This window comes from Amycolatopsis sp. NPDC059027 (assembly GCF_042739735.1).
GTDB lineage: Bacteria > Actinomycetota > Actinomycetes > Mycobacteriales > Pseudonocardiaceae > Amycolatopsis.
In genome coordinates this window covers 186,359-205,106 of the sequence record NZ_JBHYIK010000001.1, presented here as the reverse complement: position 1 = coordinate 205,106, position 18,748 = coordinate 186,359, and the positions used below count along the sequence as shown (strand labels likewise).

The following is an 18,748-nucleotide window of genomic DNA, read 5'->3' as shown; positions in this document are numbered from 1 at the left end:
CTACCGCACCCCGCCCGGCAGCCGCCGGACGAAGTAGCCCACCGCGACCTGCCAGACCGTGCACAGCGACGCCTGCCGCCGGACCGGCCACCAGCCGAACCAGCCGTGGTGCGCTTTCCCTGCCGCCCGCGCCCTGGTGGTCCACCGGCGGCCGCCGCAGGCGACACACCGCCCGTCGCCGCCCAGCTCGTGCATGCGCAACAGCGCTCGCCAGGCGGCGGCCAGGCGGCACGCCTCCGCAGGAATCGACCCCGAGCAAGCCGATCCTCGTGGTACGGATTCCACCTGTCCCGGACCCCGATCCGGGGCACATGTCCCCACCACACCCCGCAAGTACTCCTGTACCCCGCCCGCCAGGAGCCCAAACAAAACCGCGTCCACACCCCGTTCTCCCCTCCGGGGCGGCGGACCCCTGTCAGCCTACCCCATTTCGTCGAACTCGTGTTCGATGAATTCAGGTATAGCGGAGGGGGACGACGATCCGGGCGGCGGTGACGGCCGAGCCACCGCCCTCAGCGCAAGCCGTCCTCCGGGCAGGAGGGCGGAATGCCTTGGGAGAACGGGAAAAGCGCGAGAAGACCCGGCGGGCGGCCCGCCGGGTATGTTCACTCGAACGAGGGGATCAGAGCTTCACCATGGGCACGCTGCCGATCAGCATCAGCCGGACCTTGCCCGACGCGCCGAAGTCGATCGTCGCGGTCGCCCTCGGCCCCGTGCCGTCGCAGGAGATGACGGTCCCGAGCCCGTACTTGTCGTGGCTGACCCGGTCGCCGACGTCCAGTTTGAGCGCCACGGTGTCCTTCCAGCCCTTGCCGAACGGGCTCGTGCCCGAAGAACCCGAAGCCCCCGAAGAACCCGAGGACGAGGAGAACCCGCCGCTCCGGCGTCCCCAGGTGGTCGCCGCGCGGGGCCCGGAGGAACCGAAACCGTTGCCCGAGGAGGGTTCCAGCCGCCGCCAGTCGACGAGTTCCGGCGGCACCTCGTCGAGGAACCGCGACGCCGGGTTCGCCTGTGGCTGGCCCCACGCCGAGCGCACCAGCGCGCGGGAGACGTACAGCCGCTGCCGCGCGCGAGTGATCGCGACGTAGGCCAGCCGCCGTTCCTCGGCGAGCTCAGCCGGATCGCCCAGCGCCCGCATGTGCGGGAAGACGCCGTCCTCCCAGCCGGTGCAGAACACCACCGGATATTCGAGGCCCTTCGCGGTGTGGACGGTCATCAGGGTGACCACCCCGGCCCCGCCGTCACCCTCTTCGCCGCCGTCGGCCGCCGGGATGGAGTCCGCGTCCGCCACCAGCGACACGCGTTCCAGGAACGCCGGCAGCGAGCCGGGCGCGGGCGTGCCCTCGGCGTCGGCGACCAGTTCGGCGTTCTCGTCGAAGAGGACCTCCGCGGTGAACTCGGCGAACTCCCTGGCCACCGTGACGAGTTCGGTCAGGTTCTCCACCCGCGACGCGTCCTGCGGATCGTCCGACTCCTCCAGCTCGACGCGGTAGCCGGTCCTGTCCAGCACCGCCTCCAGCACGTCGTGCACCTCCGCGCCGGACGCGACGACCTCGCCGAGTTCGTCCAGCAGCGCCACGAACCCGGTGATCGCCTTGGCGGAGCGGGGATTCAGCAGCGGGACCTTGCCGGCCACCGCGTCCCGCAGCGCGGCCGCGAACGAGATCCGCTCGCGTTCGGCGTGCGTCGCGACGACGGCCTCGGCGCGGTCGCCGATCCCGCGCTTGGGCACGTTGAGGACGCGCCGCAGGCTGACCGTGTCCTCCGGATTGGCCAGCACCCGCAGGTACGCGATCATGTCGCGGACCTCGCGCCGCTCGTAGAAGCGGACGCCGCCGACCACTTTGTACGGCAGCCCGAGCCGGATGAAGATCTCCTCGAAGACCCGGGATTGGTTGTTGGTGCGGTAAAAGACGGCGATGTCGGAGTACTCCGCTTCGCCCTTCTCGGCCAGTGCGTCGATCTCGCCCGCGATGAACGCGGCCTCGTCGTGGTCGTTGTCCGCGACGTAGCCGACGATCTTCGCGCCGTCGCCGGAATCGGTCCACAGCCGCTTCGCGCGCCTGTTGGGGTTACGCGCGATCACCGCGTTCGCCGCGGAAAGGATCGTCTGCGTGGAGCGGTAGTTCTGCTCCAGCAGGACGGTGCGCGCGTTCGGGAAGTCCCGCTCGAACTCCTCGATGTTGCGGATGGTCGCGCCACGGAAGGCGTAGATCGACTGGTCCGCGTCACCGACGACGCACAGCTCGGCCGGTTCGATCCCGGACTCGCTCGGCTCGGTCCCGGCCAGCTCGCGGACCAGCGTGTACTGCGCGTGGTTGGTGTCCTGGTACTCGTCGACCAGCACGTGCCGGAACCGCCGCCGGTAGTACTCGGCGACGGCGGGGAAGGCCTGCAGCATCTCGACCGTGCGCATGATCAGGTCGTCGAAGTCCATCGCGTTGGCCTGGGTGAGCCGCCGCTGGTACTCGCCGTAGACCTCCGCGACGCGCCGCTCCAGGTCGTTGCCCGCGTTGGCGGCCGCCGTCTCGGCGTCGACGAGTTCGTTCTTGAGGTTCGAGATGTGCACGGCCAGCGTCCGCGCGGCGTAGCGCTTGGGGTCGATGTCGAGGTCGCGTGCGACGAGGGTGATCAGCCGCTTCGTGTCGTCGGAGTCGTAGATGGAGAAGTTCGACGACATCTCCAGCGTTTTGGCTTCCCTGCGCAGGATCCGCACGCACATCGAGTGGAACGTCGACACCCACATCGCGTTCGCGCGCCTGCCGACGAGTGCGGCGACACGTTCGCGCATCTCGGCCGCCGCCTTGTTGGTGAACGTGATCGCCATGATCTCGCCCGGATGCACGCGGCGGGCCGCGAGCAGGTAGGCGATCCGGCGGGTCAGCACCCGGGTCTTGCCCGAACCCGCGCCCGCGACGACCAGCAGCGGGCCACCGGCGTGGGTGACCGCTTCGCGTTGTGCCGGGTTGAGATCCTCGAGCAGCTCGGCTGGCCCGTCCGCGACGGGTGCGGGGCTTTCGGCGGGGAGATCGAAGAGGGTGTCCATCGCCTGTCCACGCTACCCCGGGGGCGGGAGCTACCGCGTCAGGCGTAGGCGTGGATGTCGCCTGCCGTCCGACGCGCGCCGCCGTGCCCGCGCGGAGCATCGGGGAGTATGGACGAGAAGAAGATCCCCGCGCGGCTGCGAGCCGCGGACAGCGACCGGGAACGCGTCGCCACCGTCATCCAGGCCGCCGGCGCCGAAGGGCGGCTCGGTCTCGACGAGGTCGAGGAGCGGCTGAGCATGGTCTACGCCGCCCGCTACACCGACGAACTCGGCGAGCTCACCGCCGATCTGCCGGGACCGGAGCCGAAGGCGGAACGCCGGGGCGGGCCACCGCTCACGGGCGCGCTACGGCACCCGGCGTTGCGGGTGCACCTCGCCGCCGTGGTCGCGCTGAGCGTGCTGCTCGTCATCCGCTGGGCGATGTCCGGCGTGCCGTTCTTCTGGCCGCTGGTGCCGATGTTCTGGCTCGTGGCGAGCTTCTTCGCGCATGCGAGGATCCGCGGTTTCCGGCAGCGGCGCCGCGACGCTGTGCCATACTGATCTCGTGCGGCACCACGCGGAGCGATTTTTTTACGGGACCCGGACTCCGGCTCCCGTGATCGCGTAGTGCCCGATACCGCAGTCACCGCCAGCCCCGGAGTCCTCGGACCCGGGGCTTCGCCGTCCCAGGGACGAATGAGGTTCCGGACTTCAGAGAGGTCCCGATGAACGCGCAGACGCAGAACACCGAAGAGCCGACCCCTGCCGACGTCCCCTCGGCGGACGAGATCTCGTCGCTCCGCAAGGAGATCGACTGGCTGGACGCGGAGATCCTGCGGCTAGTCAAACGCCGCGTGGAGGTGTCGAAGACGATCGGCGCGGCCAGGATGGCCGCGGGCGGCACCCGCATCGTCTACAACCGCGAGATGGATGTGCTCGCCCGCTACCGCGAACTGGGCCCGGAGGGCCGTCAGCTGGCGATGGCGCTGCTGAACCTCGGCCGCGGCCGGCTGGGCCGCTGACGCCGCCGGAGGAACTCAGGGTTTTCCCCGAGCCACGCACCGCCCGGCCCGGGCACACTGGTGGTGACCACACATCGGCGACCACGGCCGGGCCGTCCGCTTCGGCGGAGTCACGCGTCTCCCGACCGGCAGACCCCGCGGGGTGCCCCTGCCGCATGCTCGCGCAGGCACACTGGAACGAAACGGGCAAGCGTGACAAAAGGAAGGACATCATGATCAACGTCATCGCCGTCGTCATCGCGATCGCGAGCGTGCTCGCCGCGCTGGGCCATGTGGGTTACCTGGCCCTGCTGAACAACGCCGCGGGTAAGCGCGCCGGTGGTGCGCCGGTCGCCGAGTACGTCCGCGGCCGGTGGGCGATCGCGGGCGGGACCACCGCCGCCTCGCTGTTCGCCTGGCTGCTGACCAGCGGCGGACCGTTCCTCGACATCGTTTCGATCATCGTCGCCGTGGGCAGCGGCGCGGTCGCGACGAAGGCTCTTCAGTCGACCCAGGCGAAGTATCGCAGCGGAGGGTGACCATCGGGAGCAGGTGTTATAGCACTCCGTAGCGTTGGCCACGCCCATTTGGCCGCGCCCGGTCGGGTGAATCATCTGCAACTTGCAGGATCGGCCGAGACTTCGGCGGCCGGTCCTCTTAGGGTGGTCCGCGTGAGGACCCTTGCGTCTGGGTCGGGCGATGCCCGAGAGGCGCGCGGGGGCAGCGGCCCTGCGCGCCTCCTCTCGCATGCGCGTGCATTTGCTCAGGAGTCCGCTCGTGATTCCGCGCGTGAGCGGTGTGCTCCGTTCGGCTTAACCGTGGCCGCACCCGCGTCAGGGCGGACCGCCGGAAGGGTCGGTCCGATATGACCGTCGGGGCGGAACACCCAGGACATGGCAGGGCCGTGAGCGGCGCGCATCCGGGCAGGCACCGGGCGGGCGCGGCGGGTACCTGGACGCCGCCGGTGCCGCCGAGGCAGGGCGGCCACCATCACCGGCGGGCCGCCGAGCCCGTCGACCCGCCGTCGACCGGTTCCCTTCCGCTTCCCCCGCCGCGGACACCCGATCCGGGCCGGGGCTCGACGTCCGGTTTCCTCGGCACGCACGCGAGCCTGCCCCTGCCTCAGCCGCAGCGGCCACCCCGCGAGCGTCCGACTCCCCCGCCCCTGGCCGCCGAACCGCCTGCCCGCGTCCAGGTCTCGTTCGCGACGCCGGGCCGGGAGCGCGCCGGGCGGCACGAGGAGCAGGCGGCACAGCGCACCCGGGTGAAGCTGACCCCGCCGCCCCCGCGGCCCGCGGTGCCGGAGGAGGACGACGTCCGGGTCTACCTCGCCCCGCCCGCCGACGGACTCGGCACGTTCGACCTCGGTTCGGTGCCCGCCTCGGTCACCCCGCCGAAGACCTGGCGCAAGGCGGCCTGGTTCGCGACCGGCGCGTCCGGCGCCGTCGTGGTCGGCCTGCTGTTCGCCGGGACGCTGCTGGTCGGCAAGCCGGAAACCGAGCAGGCCAGCCAGGGTGGCTGGCCCGGTTACCGCGGCGGCGCCCCGGTCGTCAGCGAGGATCCGTCGGCGCTGACGCCGCCGGGGCAGCACGGCGGCACCGGCGGGCACCCGAGCAGCGGCCGCCCCGAGCGCGCGATCGGCAACACGAGCAACTCGCCGGGCGGGTCCACCTCCGGCACCTCGGACAGTCCGGACGGTTCGGCGACGGATCCGGCGGGGACGCCGTTGACCACCTCGACGTCGAGGCCGGGCAGCCCGTCCGCGCCGTCGACGAGCCGCGCTCCGCAGAAACCGCCGGTCACCCCGGCCGACCGGACCACCACGCCACCGCCCATCTGGTACGCGGCGCCGCAGAACGCGCAGGCCATGGGGGACAACTCGGAGAAGTTCTTCAACACCGTCACCACCAACCCCGGCGAAGCCTCGTCGGTGACCACCGGCGAACTCCACGACGAGGGGCCCCAGCGGCTGTCCGAGCGGTACGCCGACGTCGCCTACTTCGAGGTCAAGAAGGTCTCCATCGACCAGCGGAAGTCGCAGACCGTCAACACCGTCGAGGTCACGCACAAGGACGGCACCAAGACCATCGAGCAGCACACCCTGAAGTTCGGCGACGGGGACAAGATCACCAGCGACAGCCGGTAACCGTTACCTGCAAGTGCAGGCTTCCCGTTCCGATGCACGTGCGGTGCGCCGAACGGTCTCCCCTGGTCCGGGTGGGTGACATAGGCTGCCGTTCGTCGTATCGCGACGGCATCCCGGCGACAGGCTCTGGCAGATGCCGTCCGCGCAGGGTTACCTGACGACAGCGGGGCCGGAACCGATCACAAGTCGGCCATCCGGCCCAGCGGCGGCAGCCGAACGGCCTACCGTCGTCCCCGGACCCCAGAGCGAGGATTTCGTGCTTGATCGGCAGCGCACACGGCGTGAACCGGACGCCGTCCGCGTCGAGGACGTGATACCGGCCGAGATTCTCGGCGATGTCGGCGACGCCGACCGCGCCTATCTCGAGCAGGTGTTCCGCGAGCCGCAGAAGTACCTGCCCCCGCGCAGACAGTCCAGCGCCACGGCCGAGGCAGGCGCCGAGGATTCCGGGGACGAGCCGGAAAACCGCTTCGCCCGCCGCGCCAAGCTGGCCGGGCTCGCCATGGCGGGCGGGCTCGTCGCCACCGCCGTGGTGGTCGCGCCGACGCTCACCGCGGCACACCGTCCGGTCACCGTCACCGAGGCCACCGCGCCCGCCGGGTTCAGCGGTGCCGCCGCCCTCGGTGGCCGCGCCGTCCCGCACCAGCAGCAGCAACACAACGCCGCCGACGGCGGCACCACCGCGGGCCAGCAGGACACGACGGGCCACGGCAAGCAACCCGCGTCCTCGTCCGCGCCGGCACCGGGCCAGTCATCGGTCACGCCGTCGAGCAGCGCGGCGCCCACCAGCTCCGCCACCACCTCCGCACCGAAGACGCCCGGCGACAAGCTGGCCGCGGTGAAGAACTTCTACGCCACGATCGGCCGTGACGCCAACGGTGCCCTCGCGCTGCTCGCCCCGGCACTCGCGGGCGGCGAGCCCGGTGACCTCGTGCGTGCCTGGAGCACCATGGACGCCATCGACGTGCAGGAGAAGGACACCCAGGTGCAACCGGACGGGTCCGTCCTCGCCGTGGTCACCATGCGCCAGCCCGACGGCGGCCTGCTGCGAGTCACCCAGCTGCTCCGGTTCGCCGAGAACACCGCCGCTCTGATCACCGACGCCCGGCTGCTGTCGGCCCAGTACATGTGACCGTGCCGGGCCGCCGGGAGGCGTTCGGGCTGTGCCGAGTGTGTGTGCACAGAGTGAACGCCTAGCCTTGTCACGGGCCGGTCTCGGTGAAACCGGCACACAGCCCACAACATGTGCATACGCTCCGGAGGTGCGACGTGCCCATGGCCACGTCGCCGGGACGGGTGAACCCCCGTCCCGTGAAGTCGGAGCCCCAAAGGGAGGTCGCGTGAGCGACGAGGGTCGCCTGGTCGCCGGCCGGTACCGCATTGTCCAGCGGATCGGTACGGGCGCGATGGGTGCCGTCTGGCAAGCGCACGACGAGGTACTGGGCCGCACAGTGGCGATCAAGCAGCTGCTGCTCCAGCCGGGACTCGAAGCACACGACGCGGAGGACGCCCGGCAGCGCACCATGCGCGAGGGCAGAATCGCGGCGCGGCTCCATCACCCGAACGCGATCTCGGTGTTCGACGTCGTCACCGACGACAACGGCCAGCCCTGCCTGATCATGGAGTACCTCAACTCCACGAGCCTGGCCCAGGTCCTGCAGGAACGCCGCACGCTGCCGCCCATCGAGGTGGCGCGGATCGGCGCGCAGGTGGCCGCGGCGCTGCGCGAGGCGCACGCGGTGGGCATCGTGCACCGCGACATCAAGCCCGGCAACATCCTGCTCGCCGGGAACGGCACGGTGAAGATCACCGACTTCGGGATCTCCCGCGCCAAGGACGACGTCACGGTCACCAAGACCGGGATGATCGCCGGGACACCGGCGTATCTCGCGCCCGAGGTCGCCATCGGCGGCGACCCCGGCCCCGAGTCGGACGTGTTCTCGCTGGGCTCCACGCTGTACGCCGCGTGCGAGGGCCAGCCACCGTTCGGTCTTTCCGAGAACACACTGAGCCTTCTGCACGCGGTCGCCGCCGGGCAGATCAACCCGCCGCGGCAGTCCGGTCCGCTGGCCAGTGTGCTCGCGGTGCTGCTGCACCCCGAGATCGAGCACCGGCCAACCGCCGAAGAGTGCGAAGAGCTGCTCGACGCCGTCGCGCGCGGGGAGACGCCGCTCGGCGGGCCCGCGGACGAGACCGTGCTGTCGCCTGCCGCCGGAGTGCTCGGTGGCGCGGCGGTCGGCGCCGCGGCGGGCGCGGTGGGCGCGGCCGCGCTCGCGGGCGAGGACGAGGTCCCGGCCGGGCACTCGGGCACGCTGCTCGATGGCCCGGAGCCGGACGGTCAGTACTACGACGACGAGGACGACTACGCGCCGGCCACCGGATATCCGGAAGACGACTACGACCGGCAGGGCTACTACCCGGACGAGCACTACGACAACGGTCACGGCGCGGGCCCGGACCGCACCGCGCTGATGGCGCCCGGCGCGGCCCCCGCGACCGAGATGATCGACGACCCGTACCACGACTACGACGAGCCCCCGCCACCTCCGGCCCGCGGCCACACGAGCCCCGAAGACGAAGAGGACGACGAGAAGCCCGGCGCGTGGAAGAAGCCCGCGATCATCGGTGGCGTCGTCCTCGTCGCGCTGGTCGGTCTCGGCGTGTGGCTGCTGGGTTCGAACAACCCGGAGACACCCGCCGCGCCCCCGCCGCCGGTGTCCAGCTCCAAGGCTCCGTCGACCTCGGAGTCGGTTCCGTCCACTTCGGACAGCCCGACGACCGCGGAGTCGTCTGCCGCGCCCACGACGAGCGACACCCCGACGCGCCGCACGACTCCGCGCAACACGCAACCCAACAACCCGCAGCCGACAAGGGAAACGACTCCGACTCCGGAGACGACACCGACGAAGTCGTCGCCGAGCAAACCGCCGTCGTCGCCACCTAGCTCGCCGACGACGTCGCCGACTTCCTCCACCACGCCATAACCTGGAGTCGTGGTGAGTTCTGAAGGCAGCATCGTCGGGAGCCGCTATCGGCTGGATCAGCCGATCGGCCGGGGCCGCGCGGGCATCGTCTGGCTCGCGTTCGACACCCGGCTGTTCCGGACCGTCGCGATGAAACGGTTGTACCTGCCCGTCGGACTGCCGCCGGACCGTGCCGAGCAGGCGCGCGCGGCGGCGATGCAGGAGAGCAAGGACGCGGCGCGAATCGAGCACGCCTGCGCGATCAAGGTGTTCGACGTGCTGCCCGACGGCGACGACATCTGGCTGGTGATGGAGTACATCCCCTCGCGCAGCATGTCGACGTTCCTGACCGAGCACGGCACGCTCACCCCGGAGCAGGCGGCGTCGCTCGGCATCCAGCTGGGCAAGGCGCTGACCGCGATCCACGCGGCCGGGATCGTGCACCGCACCCTCGAACCGGGCACGGTGCTGCTGGCCGACGACGGCGGCGTGAAGCTCACCGACATCGGCATCACCGGCGGCGGCCCGACCCCGGCGTACCGCGCACCGGAGGTCACCCGCGGGCTTCCGCCGTCTGCGCCGGCGGACGTGTTCTCGCTCGGGGCGACTCTTTATGCCGCGGTCGAAGGGATGCCGCCGTTCGGCGAGGACGGGCAGTCCTCGGAACGGCCACCGCAGAAGGCGGGCGTGCTCAGCGGCGCGCTGCGCAAGATGCTGCGGGAGGACCCGCTGGTCCGGCCGACCATGGCCGACACCGTCCGTTCGCTGAGCGCGATCACCGAGGGCAAGGAGACGGCGTTCATCCCGCCGACCGCGCCCGCGATGCCGACCGTGCCCGCCTCGTGGCCGGTCACGGCGGGGGCGCAGCTCCCGCAGCAGATGCCGCTCCAGCAGGCACAAGCACCGTTCACGCAACAACTCCCGCAGCAGCAGCTGCCCCTTCAACAGGCGGCGACGCAGCAGATGCCCGGCCCGGTCGCGACGCAGTACGCGCCACCGCCGGTTCAGCCCGCGCCGCAGGCCGCGCCGTCGGCGTCGCGGGGTTCACTGTCCCCGACGACGCGGAAGTGGCTGCTCACCGTGGCCGCGGTCCTGGTCGCCGTGCTCGTCGGCATCGGCATCGTGGAACTGCTCTTCGTCTAGGCCATCACCTTGCTCGTCGCCTCCCGCATGGCGTCGAGCAGTGTGCGGACGGCCGGTCGGCCGCAGGCGCGTTCGGTGATCGCGGCGTGGATGGAGCGGAACGGGCCGGGGTTGCGGATCTTGCGCGTCACGACGCCGGGATGCGGGGTGCCGAGCCCGAGGTCGGGAATGAGCCCGACCCCCAGACCGGCGGCGACGAAGCCCTGCGCGGTCTGGTAGTCCTCGGACTCCACGACGAAGTTCGGGGAGAAACCCGCCGACGCGCAGGCGTCGAGCAGGATGTTGCGGCAGATGCCGGGAACGCCGTCGATGCCGATCCACGGTTCATCGGCCAGCTCGGTGAGGTCGAGGACGCGCTTGCGGGTCAGCGGATGCGCCTTCGGCAGCACGGCGCGATACGGATCGTCGAGCAGATGCACGAACTCGACGCCCTTGCCCGCCGACCGCTCGTGCGGGGACACCACGATCGCGACGTCGGCGCGGCCCTCCTCCACCTCGGGCAGTGGATCGTCCGGTTCGACAAGCTTGAGGTCGAGCCGGATTCCCGGATGTTCGCGGCGTACGGCGGCGACGGCGGGTGGAACCAGCGACGCGCCGGCGGTCGCGAAGTAACGGATGCCGAGGCTCCCGGTGTGTCCTGCCTTGAGTTCGGTGAGCGCCGCCTCGGCGCGGGCGAGCTCGGCACTCAGCGTCTCGGCGTGTTCGGACAACAGCGAGCCCGCCGGGGTGGGCCGCACGCCGCGGCCGACGCGCATCAGCAGCTCGACCCCGGCCTCACGCTCCAAAGTGGACAGCTGTTGGCTGATCGCGGACGGGGTGTAGCCGAGGTTCCTGGCCGCGGCGGTGATCGACCCGCTGGTGATCACCGCGCGCAGCACCTGCATGCGCCGTACGTCCAGCATGGCTCCGATACTACAGATCTCCTTAACTATCCGTGTAGTGATATTCGCTTGTCCTTACGTCTTTTCGCGGCGAGGCTGGTGGTGATCGTTGAGGAGGACTGGGGTGAGTGAGACCAAAACCCTGCTGCGGATCGCCGCGCTGGCGTTGATGTGGGGGTCGAGTTTCTTCTGGATCAAGCTGGGGCTCGGGGCGTTGTCCCCGGTCCAGCTGGTCCTCGCGCGGCTCGTGCTCGGCGCGGTGGTGCTGCTGGCGCTGTGCCGTCTGTTCGGGAACCGCCTGCCCGCGGACCGCCGGACATGGGGGCATCTGGCGGTGGCCGCGTTCTTCCACAACGCGTTGCCGTTCCTGCTGTTCGCGATCGGCGAGACGACCGTGGACTCCGGGATCACCGGCGTGCTGAACTCGACGACGCCGCTGTGGGTGCTGGTCGTGGCGCCGATGCTCGGCGTGCCGAGCCGGATGACGGCGGTCCGGGTGACCGGGCTGATCGTCGGACTCGCCGGAATCCTGCTGATCTTCGCGCCGTGGCAGGCCTCCGGGCTGCTGAGCTGGGGAGCGCTGGCGTGCCTCGCGGCGGCGGCGAGCTACGGCTTCGCGTTCGTCTACGAAGGCCGCTACCTGTCCGGAACCGGCGTATCGCCGTACGCGCTGTCGGGCGGTCAGATGCTGCTGGCAAGCGGGTTCATGCTGCTGGCGGTGCCGTTCGGCGGGCTCACCCCGATCCACCTGAGCCCGGTGCCGCTGATCGCCGTGCTCGTCCTCGGCGTCGGCTCGACCGGGATCGCGTTCGTCCTGAACTACCAGCTACTGGCCAGTGAGGGCGCGGTCGCGGCGTCGGTCGTCGGCTACCTGCTGCCGGTGGTCTCGGTGCTGCTCGGCGCCGTGTTCCTCCACGAGCCCCTCGAACTCCGGGTGATCGCCGGGATGCTCGTGGTCCTCGGCGGCGTGGCCCTCACCCGCCTCCGGAAGCGGGAGCAGGGGACCTTTACTCCCGCTTCCACCGCCGCCCCGGAAACGGAGCGGCGCCCCCTCGCCCCCGCCGCCGACTGACCCCGCCCCACCCCCACTCCGTCACACCAGCCCCACCTGCCCCAGCCGAGCGCGTTTAGCGGGCTAAACGCGCTCGTTAGGGCGCGTACGCAAGTTCCTGGAAAACGGAGTGGGGTGAGGCCGTGGGGGTCGCATCGAGGGACCAGGGGCCTATCGATGCGACCCCCACGGAATGATCAGAGGCGGAGCCGTGGCCAGTTCGCGGTGTCGCGCAGGAGCTGCCGGTCGTGCGTGGCGAGCACGACGGCCGCACCGGTCGCGGCCAGCGCCTCGGTCAGTTCCTCGACGAGCGACATCGACAGGTGGTTCGTCGGCTCGTCGAGCAACACGACGTGCGGCCGCGACGCGAGCAGCATCGCCAGGTCGAGACGTCGCTGCTGGCCGATCGACAGCTCCGACACCCGACGCCGCGCATCAGCCGCCGACAGCAGGCCCAGCCGCTCCAGCGACACGACCTCCGCTTCGCGCAGCCGCCCCTCGACGACGAGCTTGTCCACCGCCGCGGCAAAGACGTCCCGCGCGGAACGCCGTGACGACGCGGGCGATTCCTGCGCCAGCAACGCCACCCGCGCGGACCTGGCCCGGCGCACCGTGCCGGACGCGGGAGGGACGCCGCCCGCGAGCACCGACAGCAGCGTCGACTTCCCGGAGCCATTCGCGCCCGTAACGACCAGGCGCTCGCCCGACCGGAGCGACGCCGACCGCGGCAGGGTCAACCGGCCGTCGACCGTGACGTCCTCGGCCGCCAGCAACGTCACGCCCGGCATCACCGGAAGCTCGGGCACGTCCAGCCGCAGCGGCGGCTCGGGAACGGCGACGACATGTGCCTCCAGGTCCTCCTGCCGCCGATGCACCGCCCGCACCAGCCCCGGCGCACGGGTCGCCCGGGTGTGCTTGCCGGTTCCCTTCGCCGGACGCCACCCGGTCGACAGCCGGTCCTGCGCCGCCGCGAGGTCCTCGGCCAGCCGTTGCTGTTCGGCCTGCTGATCGCGGTATTCGGCGAGCCAGCGTTCACGTTCGGCACGCCGGCCTTCGCGATAGCCGGCGTAGCCGCCGCCGTAGGTGCGCGGACGTCCGTCTCTGGTCGGATCGAGGTCGAGCACCGCAGTGACGACGTCGGTGAGCAACGCCCTGTCGTGGCTCACGAGCACCACCCCACCGGGATGTTCCCGAAGCCGCGCGGTGAGATGCGCGAGGCCGTCGGCGTCCAGATGGTTGGTGGGCTCGTCCAGCAGCAGCAGGTCGTGGCCCGCGCCGAGCAGGCACGCCAGCCGGACGCGGTACCGCTGGCCGACCGACAGCGTCGCCAACGATCGCGACCGGTCGTCGACAGCGCCGAGCGCGGCCAGCGAAACGTCGACACGGCGATCGGCGTCCCACGCGTCCAGCGATTCCGCCGCTGCGAGAGCATCGGCGTAGCGCTGTTCCGCGCCAGGGCGTTCCTCGACGAGTGCCTCGGTCGCCGCGTCGAGTTCCTGCACGGCGAAACGGGCGTCGGCCAGTTCGAGATCGATCAGGTCACCGACCGTGCGGTCGTCCGCGACGGGCATTTCCTGATCCGCGACCCCGAACGTGCCGACCAGCTGCACCGAACCGCTGTCCGGCGCCAGCGCACCCGACAACACTTGCAGCAGCGTGGTTTTCCCGCGTCCGTTCTCCCCTGCCACGCCCAGCCGGACACCGGGAGAAACCGTCAGGTCGACACCGGCCAGAACCGGTTTACCGCCGCGCGCGACATGGAGATCCGACGCGGTGAGATGCGCCCGATGGCGCGCGGGCACGACTAAAGAGCGAGTCATTACTTCCTCCTGTACCGAATACCCGCGCGCTACCACCGGAGAAATCCGGGAGCGGACGACGGTATTCGTGTAGTCCGAAATGGACAGTGGTCACCGAGGACAAGGACGAGCCTTGCCGGGCGCCATCAGAGGAAGTAGAAGTACATCACGCCGCGACGTTAACGGAGCCGGGAAAGGCTCCGCAAACGCTTTTAGTGTGTCGGCCGCTACACCAGGCGGCGGTCGGAAGCCCAGCGGGAAAGCTCGTAACGGTTGGACAGCTGGGTTTTGCGCAGCACGCTCGACACGTGGGTCTCGACCGTCTTCACCGAAATGAACAGCTCGGAGGCGATCTCCTTGTAGGCGTACCCGCGTGCCAGCAGGCGCAGGACGTCGCGCTCGCGCGGGGTCAGCAGGTCCAGTTCCGGGTCGTTGATCGGCGCCGAACCCGGCCGGTCCGCGAAGGCGTCGAGCACGAACCCGGCCAGCCGCGGCGAGAACACGGCGTCGCCGTCGGCGACGCGCACCACCGCGCGCACCAGTTCCTTCGACGAGATCGTCTTGGTGACGTAGCCGCGCGCGCCGGCACGGATGACCGCGATGACGTCCTCGGCCGCGTCGGACACCGAGAGCGCGAGGAACACGACATCCGGCAGGTCCGGGCGCACGCGGCGCAGCACTTCGGCGCCGCCGCCGTCGGGCATGTGCACGTCGAGCAGGACGACCTGCGGTTTGGTCCGTGCGATCCCGGCGACCGCCTCGCCGACCGAGCCCGCCTCGCCGACCACCCTGACCTCGTCGGTGATGGCGTCGAGTTCGGTGCGCACCCCGGCACGGAACAGCGCGTGATCGTCGACGAGAAAGACCTTCACCGGCTCCCTCGCCTGCTGGTTCTCCGTCACGTTGCTCCCCTCATCGGCCGCCTCATCGAGCATAGCGGTCTCAGGCGGCACCCTTGCCCGCCTTCACCGGCATGGCGAGCTGGACCTCGGTGCCCTCCCCCGGCGCGGTGCGCAGCTTGCACGTCCCGCCGTGCCTGCTCATCCGCCCGCGAATCGAATCGGCGAGCCCGTGCCGGTCGGCCGGGACGACGTCCGGATCGAAGCCCTTGCCGCGGTCGCGCACGAAGACGGTGACCTCCGTCGGCTCGACCTCCGCGTAGACGCTGACCTCCTCGACGCCGGCGTGCTTGGCGGCGTTCACGATCGCCTCGCGGGCCGCCTGCACGAGCGCGGTCAGTGATTCGTTCAGCTCGGCCTCGCCGACGACGACCTGGCCGACCGAGATCGCGAAGGTGTCCTCGACCTCCCCGCACGCGGTGGCCAGTGCCTCCGACAACGACCCGGCGGTGACCTCGGCGTCGTCCTTCTTCCCGCTTTCGGCGCTCTTGCCGTAGCCGGACGGACCGTAGAGCCAGCCACGCAGCTCCCGTTCCTGGCCCCGCGCCAGCCGCGCCACCTCGCGCGGGGACTCGGCCTGCTTCTGGATCAGCGCGAGCGTCTGCAGCACCGAGTCATGCAGGTGCGCGGCGATCTCGGCGCGTTCGTCGGTGCGGATACGGGCCTTGCGCTCGTCGCTGAGGTCACGGACAAGGCGGAGCCAGAACGGCACGGTCAGCACCGCGACCCCGATGAGCGTCGCGAGTACCGCGACCAGCGCGAACTGGACCTGATCGAAACTGCCGGACCGCAGGATGACCACGCCGATGCCGGTCATCACCAGTGCGACGCCCGCGACGACGCGGATGACCGCCTTCCAACCGCCTCCACCGAGGAACGCCCCGGCGACGCTGTCCTTCGCGCCGGTGCGCCAGCGGCGCCGCTGCGATTCGTCGGCCTCCCGCCAGACGACCGCGGCACCGATCATCGCGACCGCGAGCGGAACCGCGACCCAGCCGCTGATGAACCCGGTGAGCGTGCCGCTCGCGACGGCGAGGCCGACGCCGAGCGCGACCAGGCCGAACGCCTGCTGCCGTTCCTTGCCGGTGGGCTGCGGCTGCTCGGCGTCCTCGGCGCGTTGCTGGACGAACACCCACAGCAGGCCGTAGGCCAGCAGCCCGGCGCCGTTGACCGCGGCGAGCAGCGCGAACGCGGTGCGGACCCAGACGACCTGCACGCCGAGGTGATCCGCGAGCCCGCCCGCCACACCCGCGATGGCCCGGCCGGACCGGCGCCGGAACATCTTCGGCGGCCCGGCGGGCGCGACGGGCACGACGGGTGCCGCGGCCTGCGACGTCACCTGCTCGGCGGTGTCGTGGTCGTGGGAATCCTGCACGCCGTCCATGGTCACACGCCGCGACGTCGTGATCCATCAGGGAAACCCCTGACCCCCGGACTCTGGGGAAACCTCAGGGTCCATCCCGGATGTCCGCGGCGCGCGCGTGCCGCATGCTTTCGGGTATGAGTGGTGCGAGCGAGTCGCGGTCCTCGAAGCCGCAGCTGGTGAACGACTTCGAGGAGACCGTGAAGGACTTCTGGGCGAGCAGGCCGCGGCGGCCGTTCGCCGGGCGGAAGTTCGCGGGGGTGGCGGCGGGACTGGGGAACCGCTACGGCATCGACCCGGTCGTGGTGCGCGTGGCGCTGGTGGTCGCGACCGTCTTCGGCGGCTTCGGCATCGCGTTCTACATCCTCGGCTGGCTGTTCTTCCCCGGCGAGGGCGACGAGGTCTCCGGGTTCGAGGCGTTGATCGGGCGAGGCCGCTCGGCGGTGTCGCCCGCGTTCGCGGTCCTGCTGTGCCTGGCCCTGCTCCCGTCCGCGATCACGGCCTTCGGCGGCAGCTGGTTCGACGGCGGCGGCCTGATCGGCTTCGCGCTGACCGCGGCGGCGCTGTACCTGCTGCACCGCAGCCGTGGCCAGTTCAACCGGCCCGAGCCGGTGACACCGCGGGTGAAGCACGGCGCGGCCTCCTTCACCACCACGGGCGCTTCGGGGACTGCTGAGTCTGCTGGGACTGCTGGGTCTTCTCTGGGGAACGGAGCTTTCACGATGACCGACACGACGACCGCGCCGTCGCCGTCGCCCACGGGTTTCGACCCGCTGGCGGCCGACCCGGCGGGCTGGGACCTGCCGGAGGCCACGCCGCCGCCGGCACCACCGCGACCGGGGCCGCCGCCAGGGGCGCCCGCTCCGCGCGGACGCCGGTCCAAGATCGGCTCGGCGACGTTCGGCCTCGCGATCGTCGTCGCGGGCGCCGGGGTCGCGCTGAACCTGGACGGCAACAGCTGGTTCACGCTGCCGCACATCATCGGCCTGGTGCTCGCCGTGGTCGGGATCGGCATGGTGGCGGGGGCGTTCGTCCGCGGCGGACGCGGGCTGGTCGGCCTCGCGGTACCGCTCGCGATCGTCGGGATGGTGCTGACGACCGTGCCGTTCAACAACTTCTCGCTGCGCGGGGGCGTCGGCGACATCAACGCGACGCCGAGGAACCTCGCCGAGCTGAAGCCGGTCTACGAGCACTCGGCGGGGAACATCCACCTCGACCTGACGCAGCTGCCGGCAGGTGAGCCGCTCACGACGACGATCACCAACGGCGCCGGCGACACCAAGGTGGTCGTGCCCGCGACGGCGGATGTGACGGTCTCGTGCAAGACCAACGCGGGCCAGGTCGACTGCCTCAACCACGAGACCTCCGGGGTCGGGCAGAGCGCGACGGACGTGACGGACAACGGCACCGACGGCCCCGGCGGACAGAAGATCACCCTGACCGTGACGAACACCGTGGGCAACGTGGAGGTGCGCCGTGGCTGAGGACAACCCGTACGCCTACGACGAAGGCTCGACCGAGACTCCGGCCCAGCCGGCACGACGTGGCGTCGACGCGTTCACCCTGATCGTCGGGATCGCGACGCTGCTGGTGTCCGGGTACGTGCTCTCGGACGGCGCGACCTGGCTGCCCCGGTTCGACTTCCGCTGGATGATCGCCGGAGCGGCGGTGTTCGTCGGGGTGCTCCTGCTCGGCGCGTCCTTCCGCAAACGCCGGCACTGACCTTCCCGCGCACAGACCACTTCTCACACGGAGGCCCCGGGCACCCCTCTCCCGGGGCCTCCCCCTTGTGCCCGGCCCGAAGCGCAGTTAGCGGGCTAAACGCGGTCCTTAGCGTGCCTAAACGCCGCGTTTAGCCCGCTAAACGCGCTCGGCTGGGGCGTGTGGGGCTGATGTGACGGTTCGGAGGGCGCGCGGAGGCGCCCCGGGGAGAGCCCGGGGTGTCAGGCGGGGAGGGAGTGGGTCACTCCCACTCGATGGTGCCCGGCGGCTTGCTCGTGACGTCGAGGACCACGCGGTTGACCTCGGCCACCTCGTTGGTGATCCGGGTCGACACGCGCTCCAGGACCTCGTACGGCAACCGCGTCCAGTCGGCGGTCATCGCGTCCTCGGACGACACCGGCCGCAGCACGATCGGGTGACCGTAGGTCCGGCCGTCGCCCTGGACGCCGACACTGCGGACGTCGGCGAGCAGGACCACCGGGCACTGCCAGATGCTCCGGTCGAGCCCGGCGGCGGTCAGCTCCTCGCGGGCGATCGCGTCCGCGGCGCGCAGCGTCTCCAGCCGCTCGGCGGTCACCTCGCCGATGATCCGGATGCCGAGGCCCGGCCCGGGGAACGGCTGGCGCTGCACGATCGTCTCCGGCAGGCCCAGTTCGAGGCCGACCCGGCGGACCTCGTCCTTGAACAGCAGCCGCAGCGGTTCGACCAGCTCGAACTGCAGGTCGTCGGGCAGTCCGCCGACGTTGTGGTGGCTC

General features: G+C 71.1%; 16 protein-coding genes and 1 pseudogene. 10 read left to right on the top strand and 7 right to left on the bottom strand.

The features are described from left to right. Together ACFWY9_RS00910 and pcrA are read right to left on the bottom strand one after the other, a co-directional pair. On the bottom strand, positions 1–195 hold the full coding sequence (locus ACFWY9_RS00910) for a hypothetical protein (RefSeq protein ID WP_378337833.1): 195 nt from the start codon (positions 193–195) through the stop codon (positions 1–3). A gap of 427 nt (positions 196–622) precedes the next feature. Beyond that, complete coding sequence (gene pcrA, locus ACFWY9_RS00905; RefSeq protein ID WP_378337832.1) at positions 623–3,046, bottom strand: DNA helicase PcrA; 2,424 nt, start codon at positions 3,044–3,046, stop codon at positions 623–625. Positions 3,047–3,154: 108 nt separating this feature from the next. Between pcrA and ACFWY9_RS00900 the strand changes: the two genes are divergently transcribed. The 7 genes from ACFWY9_RS00900 (at position 3,155) to ACFWY9_RS00870 (ending at position 10,278) form a co-directional block, all read left to right on the top strand. Then, entirely contained in the window at positions 3,155–3,586 is a 432-nt protein-coding gene (locus ACFWY9_RS00900) for a DUF1707 domain-containing protein (RefSeq protein ID WP_378327558.1), read from the top strand. A gap of 164 nt (positions 3,587–3,750) precedes the next feature. After that, on the top strand, positions 3,751–4,047 hold the full coding sequence (locus ACFWY9_RS00895) for a chorismate mutase (protein ID WP_378327559.1): 297 nt from the start codon (positions 3,751–3,753) through the stop codon (positions 4,045–4,047). 212 nt (positions 4,048–4,259) lie between these two features. Further along, the gene (locus ACFWY9_RS00890; protein WP_378327560.1) at positions 4,260–4,565 is read left to right on the top strand and encodes a hypothetical protein; all 306 of its coding nucleotides are present in this window, start codon (positions 4,260–4,262) and stop codon (positions 4,563–4,565) included. A 326-nt stretch (positions 4,566–4,891) separates the two neighbouring features. Next, positions 4,892–6,172: a hypothetical protein gene (locus ACFWY9_RS00885; RefSeq protein ID WP_378337831.1), complete on the top strand. Its 1,281-nt coding sequence runs from the start codon at positions 4,892–4,894 to the stop codon at positions 6,170–6,172. A gap of 256 nt (positions 6,173–6,428) precedes the next feature. Then, complete coding sequence (locus ACFWY9_RS00880; RefSeq protein WP_378327562.1) at positions 6,429–7,304, top strand: hypothetical protein; 876 nt, start codon at positions 6,429–6,431, stop codon at positions 7,302–7,304. 208 nt (positions 7,305–7,512) lie between these two features. Further along, entirely contained in the window at positions 7,513–9,156 is a 1,644-nt protein-coding gene (locus ACFWY9_RS00875) for a serine/threonine-protein kinase (RefSeq protein ID WP_378327563.1), read from the top strand. A 12-nt stretch (positions 9,157–9,168) separates the two neighbouring features. Beyond that, positions 9,169–10,278 (top strand): serine/threonine-protein kinase, encoded by a 1,110-nt coding sequence (locus tag ACFWY9_RS00870; RefSeq protein ID WP_378337872.1) that lies wholly within the window; start codon positions 9,169–9,171, stop codon positions 10,276–10,278. Here the strand turns inward: ACFWY9_RS00870 and ACFWY9_RS00865 are convergent. Beyond that, positions 10,275–11,180: a LysR family transcriptional regulator gene (locus ACFWY9_RS00865; RefSeq protein WP_378327564.1), complete on the bottom strand. Its 906-nt coding sequence runs from the start codon at positions 11,178–11,180 to the stop codon at positions 10,275–10,277. The genes ACFWY9_RS00870 and ACFWY9_RS00865 overlap by 4 nt on opposite strands. 103 nt (positions 11,181–11,283) lie before the next feature. Here ACFWY9_RS00865 and ACFWY9_RS00860 point away from each other — a divergent pair, with 103 nt between their 5' ends. Beyond that, a complete protein-coding gene (locus ACFWY9_RS00860; RefSeq protein ID WP_378337830.1) occupies positions 11,284–12,231 on the top strand; it encodes a DMT family transporter in 948 nt (315 codons plus the stop codon). A gap of 176 nt (positions 12,232–12,407) precedes the next feature. On the opposite strand, the gene ACFWY9_RS00855 is transcribed toward ACFWY9_RS00860, so the two are convergent. The 3 genes from ACFWY9_RS00855 to ACFWY9_RS00845 all read right to left on the bottom strand — a co-directional run bounded on the left by ACFWY9_RS00855 (position 12,408) and on the right by ACFWY9_RS00845 (position 16,298). Continuing rightward, the gene (locus ACFWY9_RS00855; protein WP_378337829.1) at positions 12,408–14,030 is read right to left on the bottom strand and encodes an ABC-F family ATP-binding cassette domain-containing protein; all 1,623 of its coding nucleotides are present in this window, start codon (positions 14,028–14,030) and stop codon (positions 12,408–12,410) included. 206 nt (positions 14,031–14,236) lie between these two features. Further along, positions 14,237–14,944 (bottom strand): response regulator, encoded by a 708-nt coding sequence (locus ACFWY9_RS00850; protein WP_378327567.1) that lies wholly within the window; start codon positions 14,942–14,944, stop codon positions 14,237–14,239. A gap of 7 nt (positions 14,945–14,951) precedes the next feature. Beyond that, on the bottom strand, positions 14,952–16,298 hold the full coding sequence (locus ACFWY9_RS00845; RefSeq protein WP_378327568.1) for a PspC domain-containing protein: 1,347 nt from the start codon (positions 16,296–16,298) through the stop codon (positions 14,952–14,954). Positions 16,299–16,408: 110 nt separating this feature from the next. Between ACFWY9_RS00845 and ACFWY9_RS00840 the strand changes: the two genes are divergently transcribed. Further along, a complete protein-coding gene (locus ACFWY9_RS00840) occupies positions 16,409–17,755 on the top strand; it encodes a PspC domain-containing protein (protein WP_378337828.1) in 1,347 nt (448 codons plus the stop codon). After that, positions 17,748–17,993 (top strand): hypothetical protein, encoded by a 246-nt coding sequence (locus ACFWY9_RS00835; protein ID WP_378327570.1) that lies wholly within the window; start codon positions 17,748–17,750, stop codon positions 17,991–17,993. Before ACFWY9_RS00840 ends, ACFWY9_RS00835 begins: the two co-directional genes overlap by 8 nt. Positions 17,994–18,234: 241 nt before the next feature. On the opposite strand, the pseudogene ACFWY9_RS00830 reads toward ACFWY9_RS00835, so the two are convergent. After that, positions 18,235–18,748, bottom strand: a pseudogene (locus ACFWY9_RS00830) (GMP synthase (glutamine-hydrolyzing)); the annotation flags it as partial.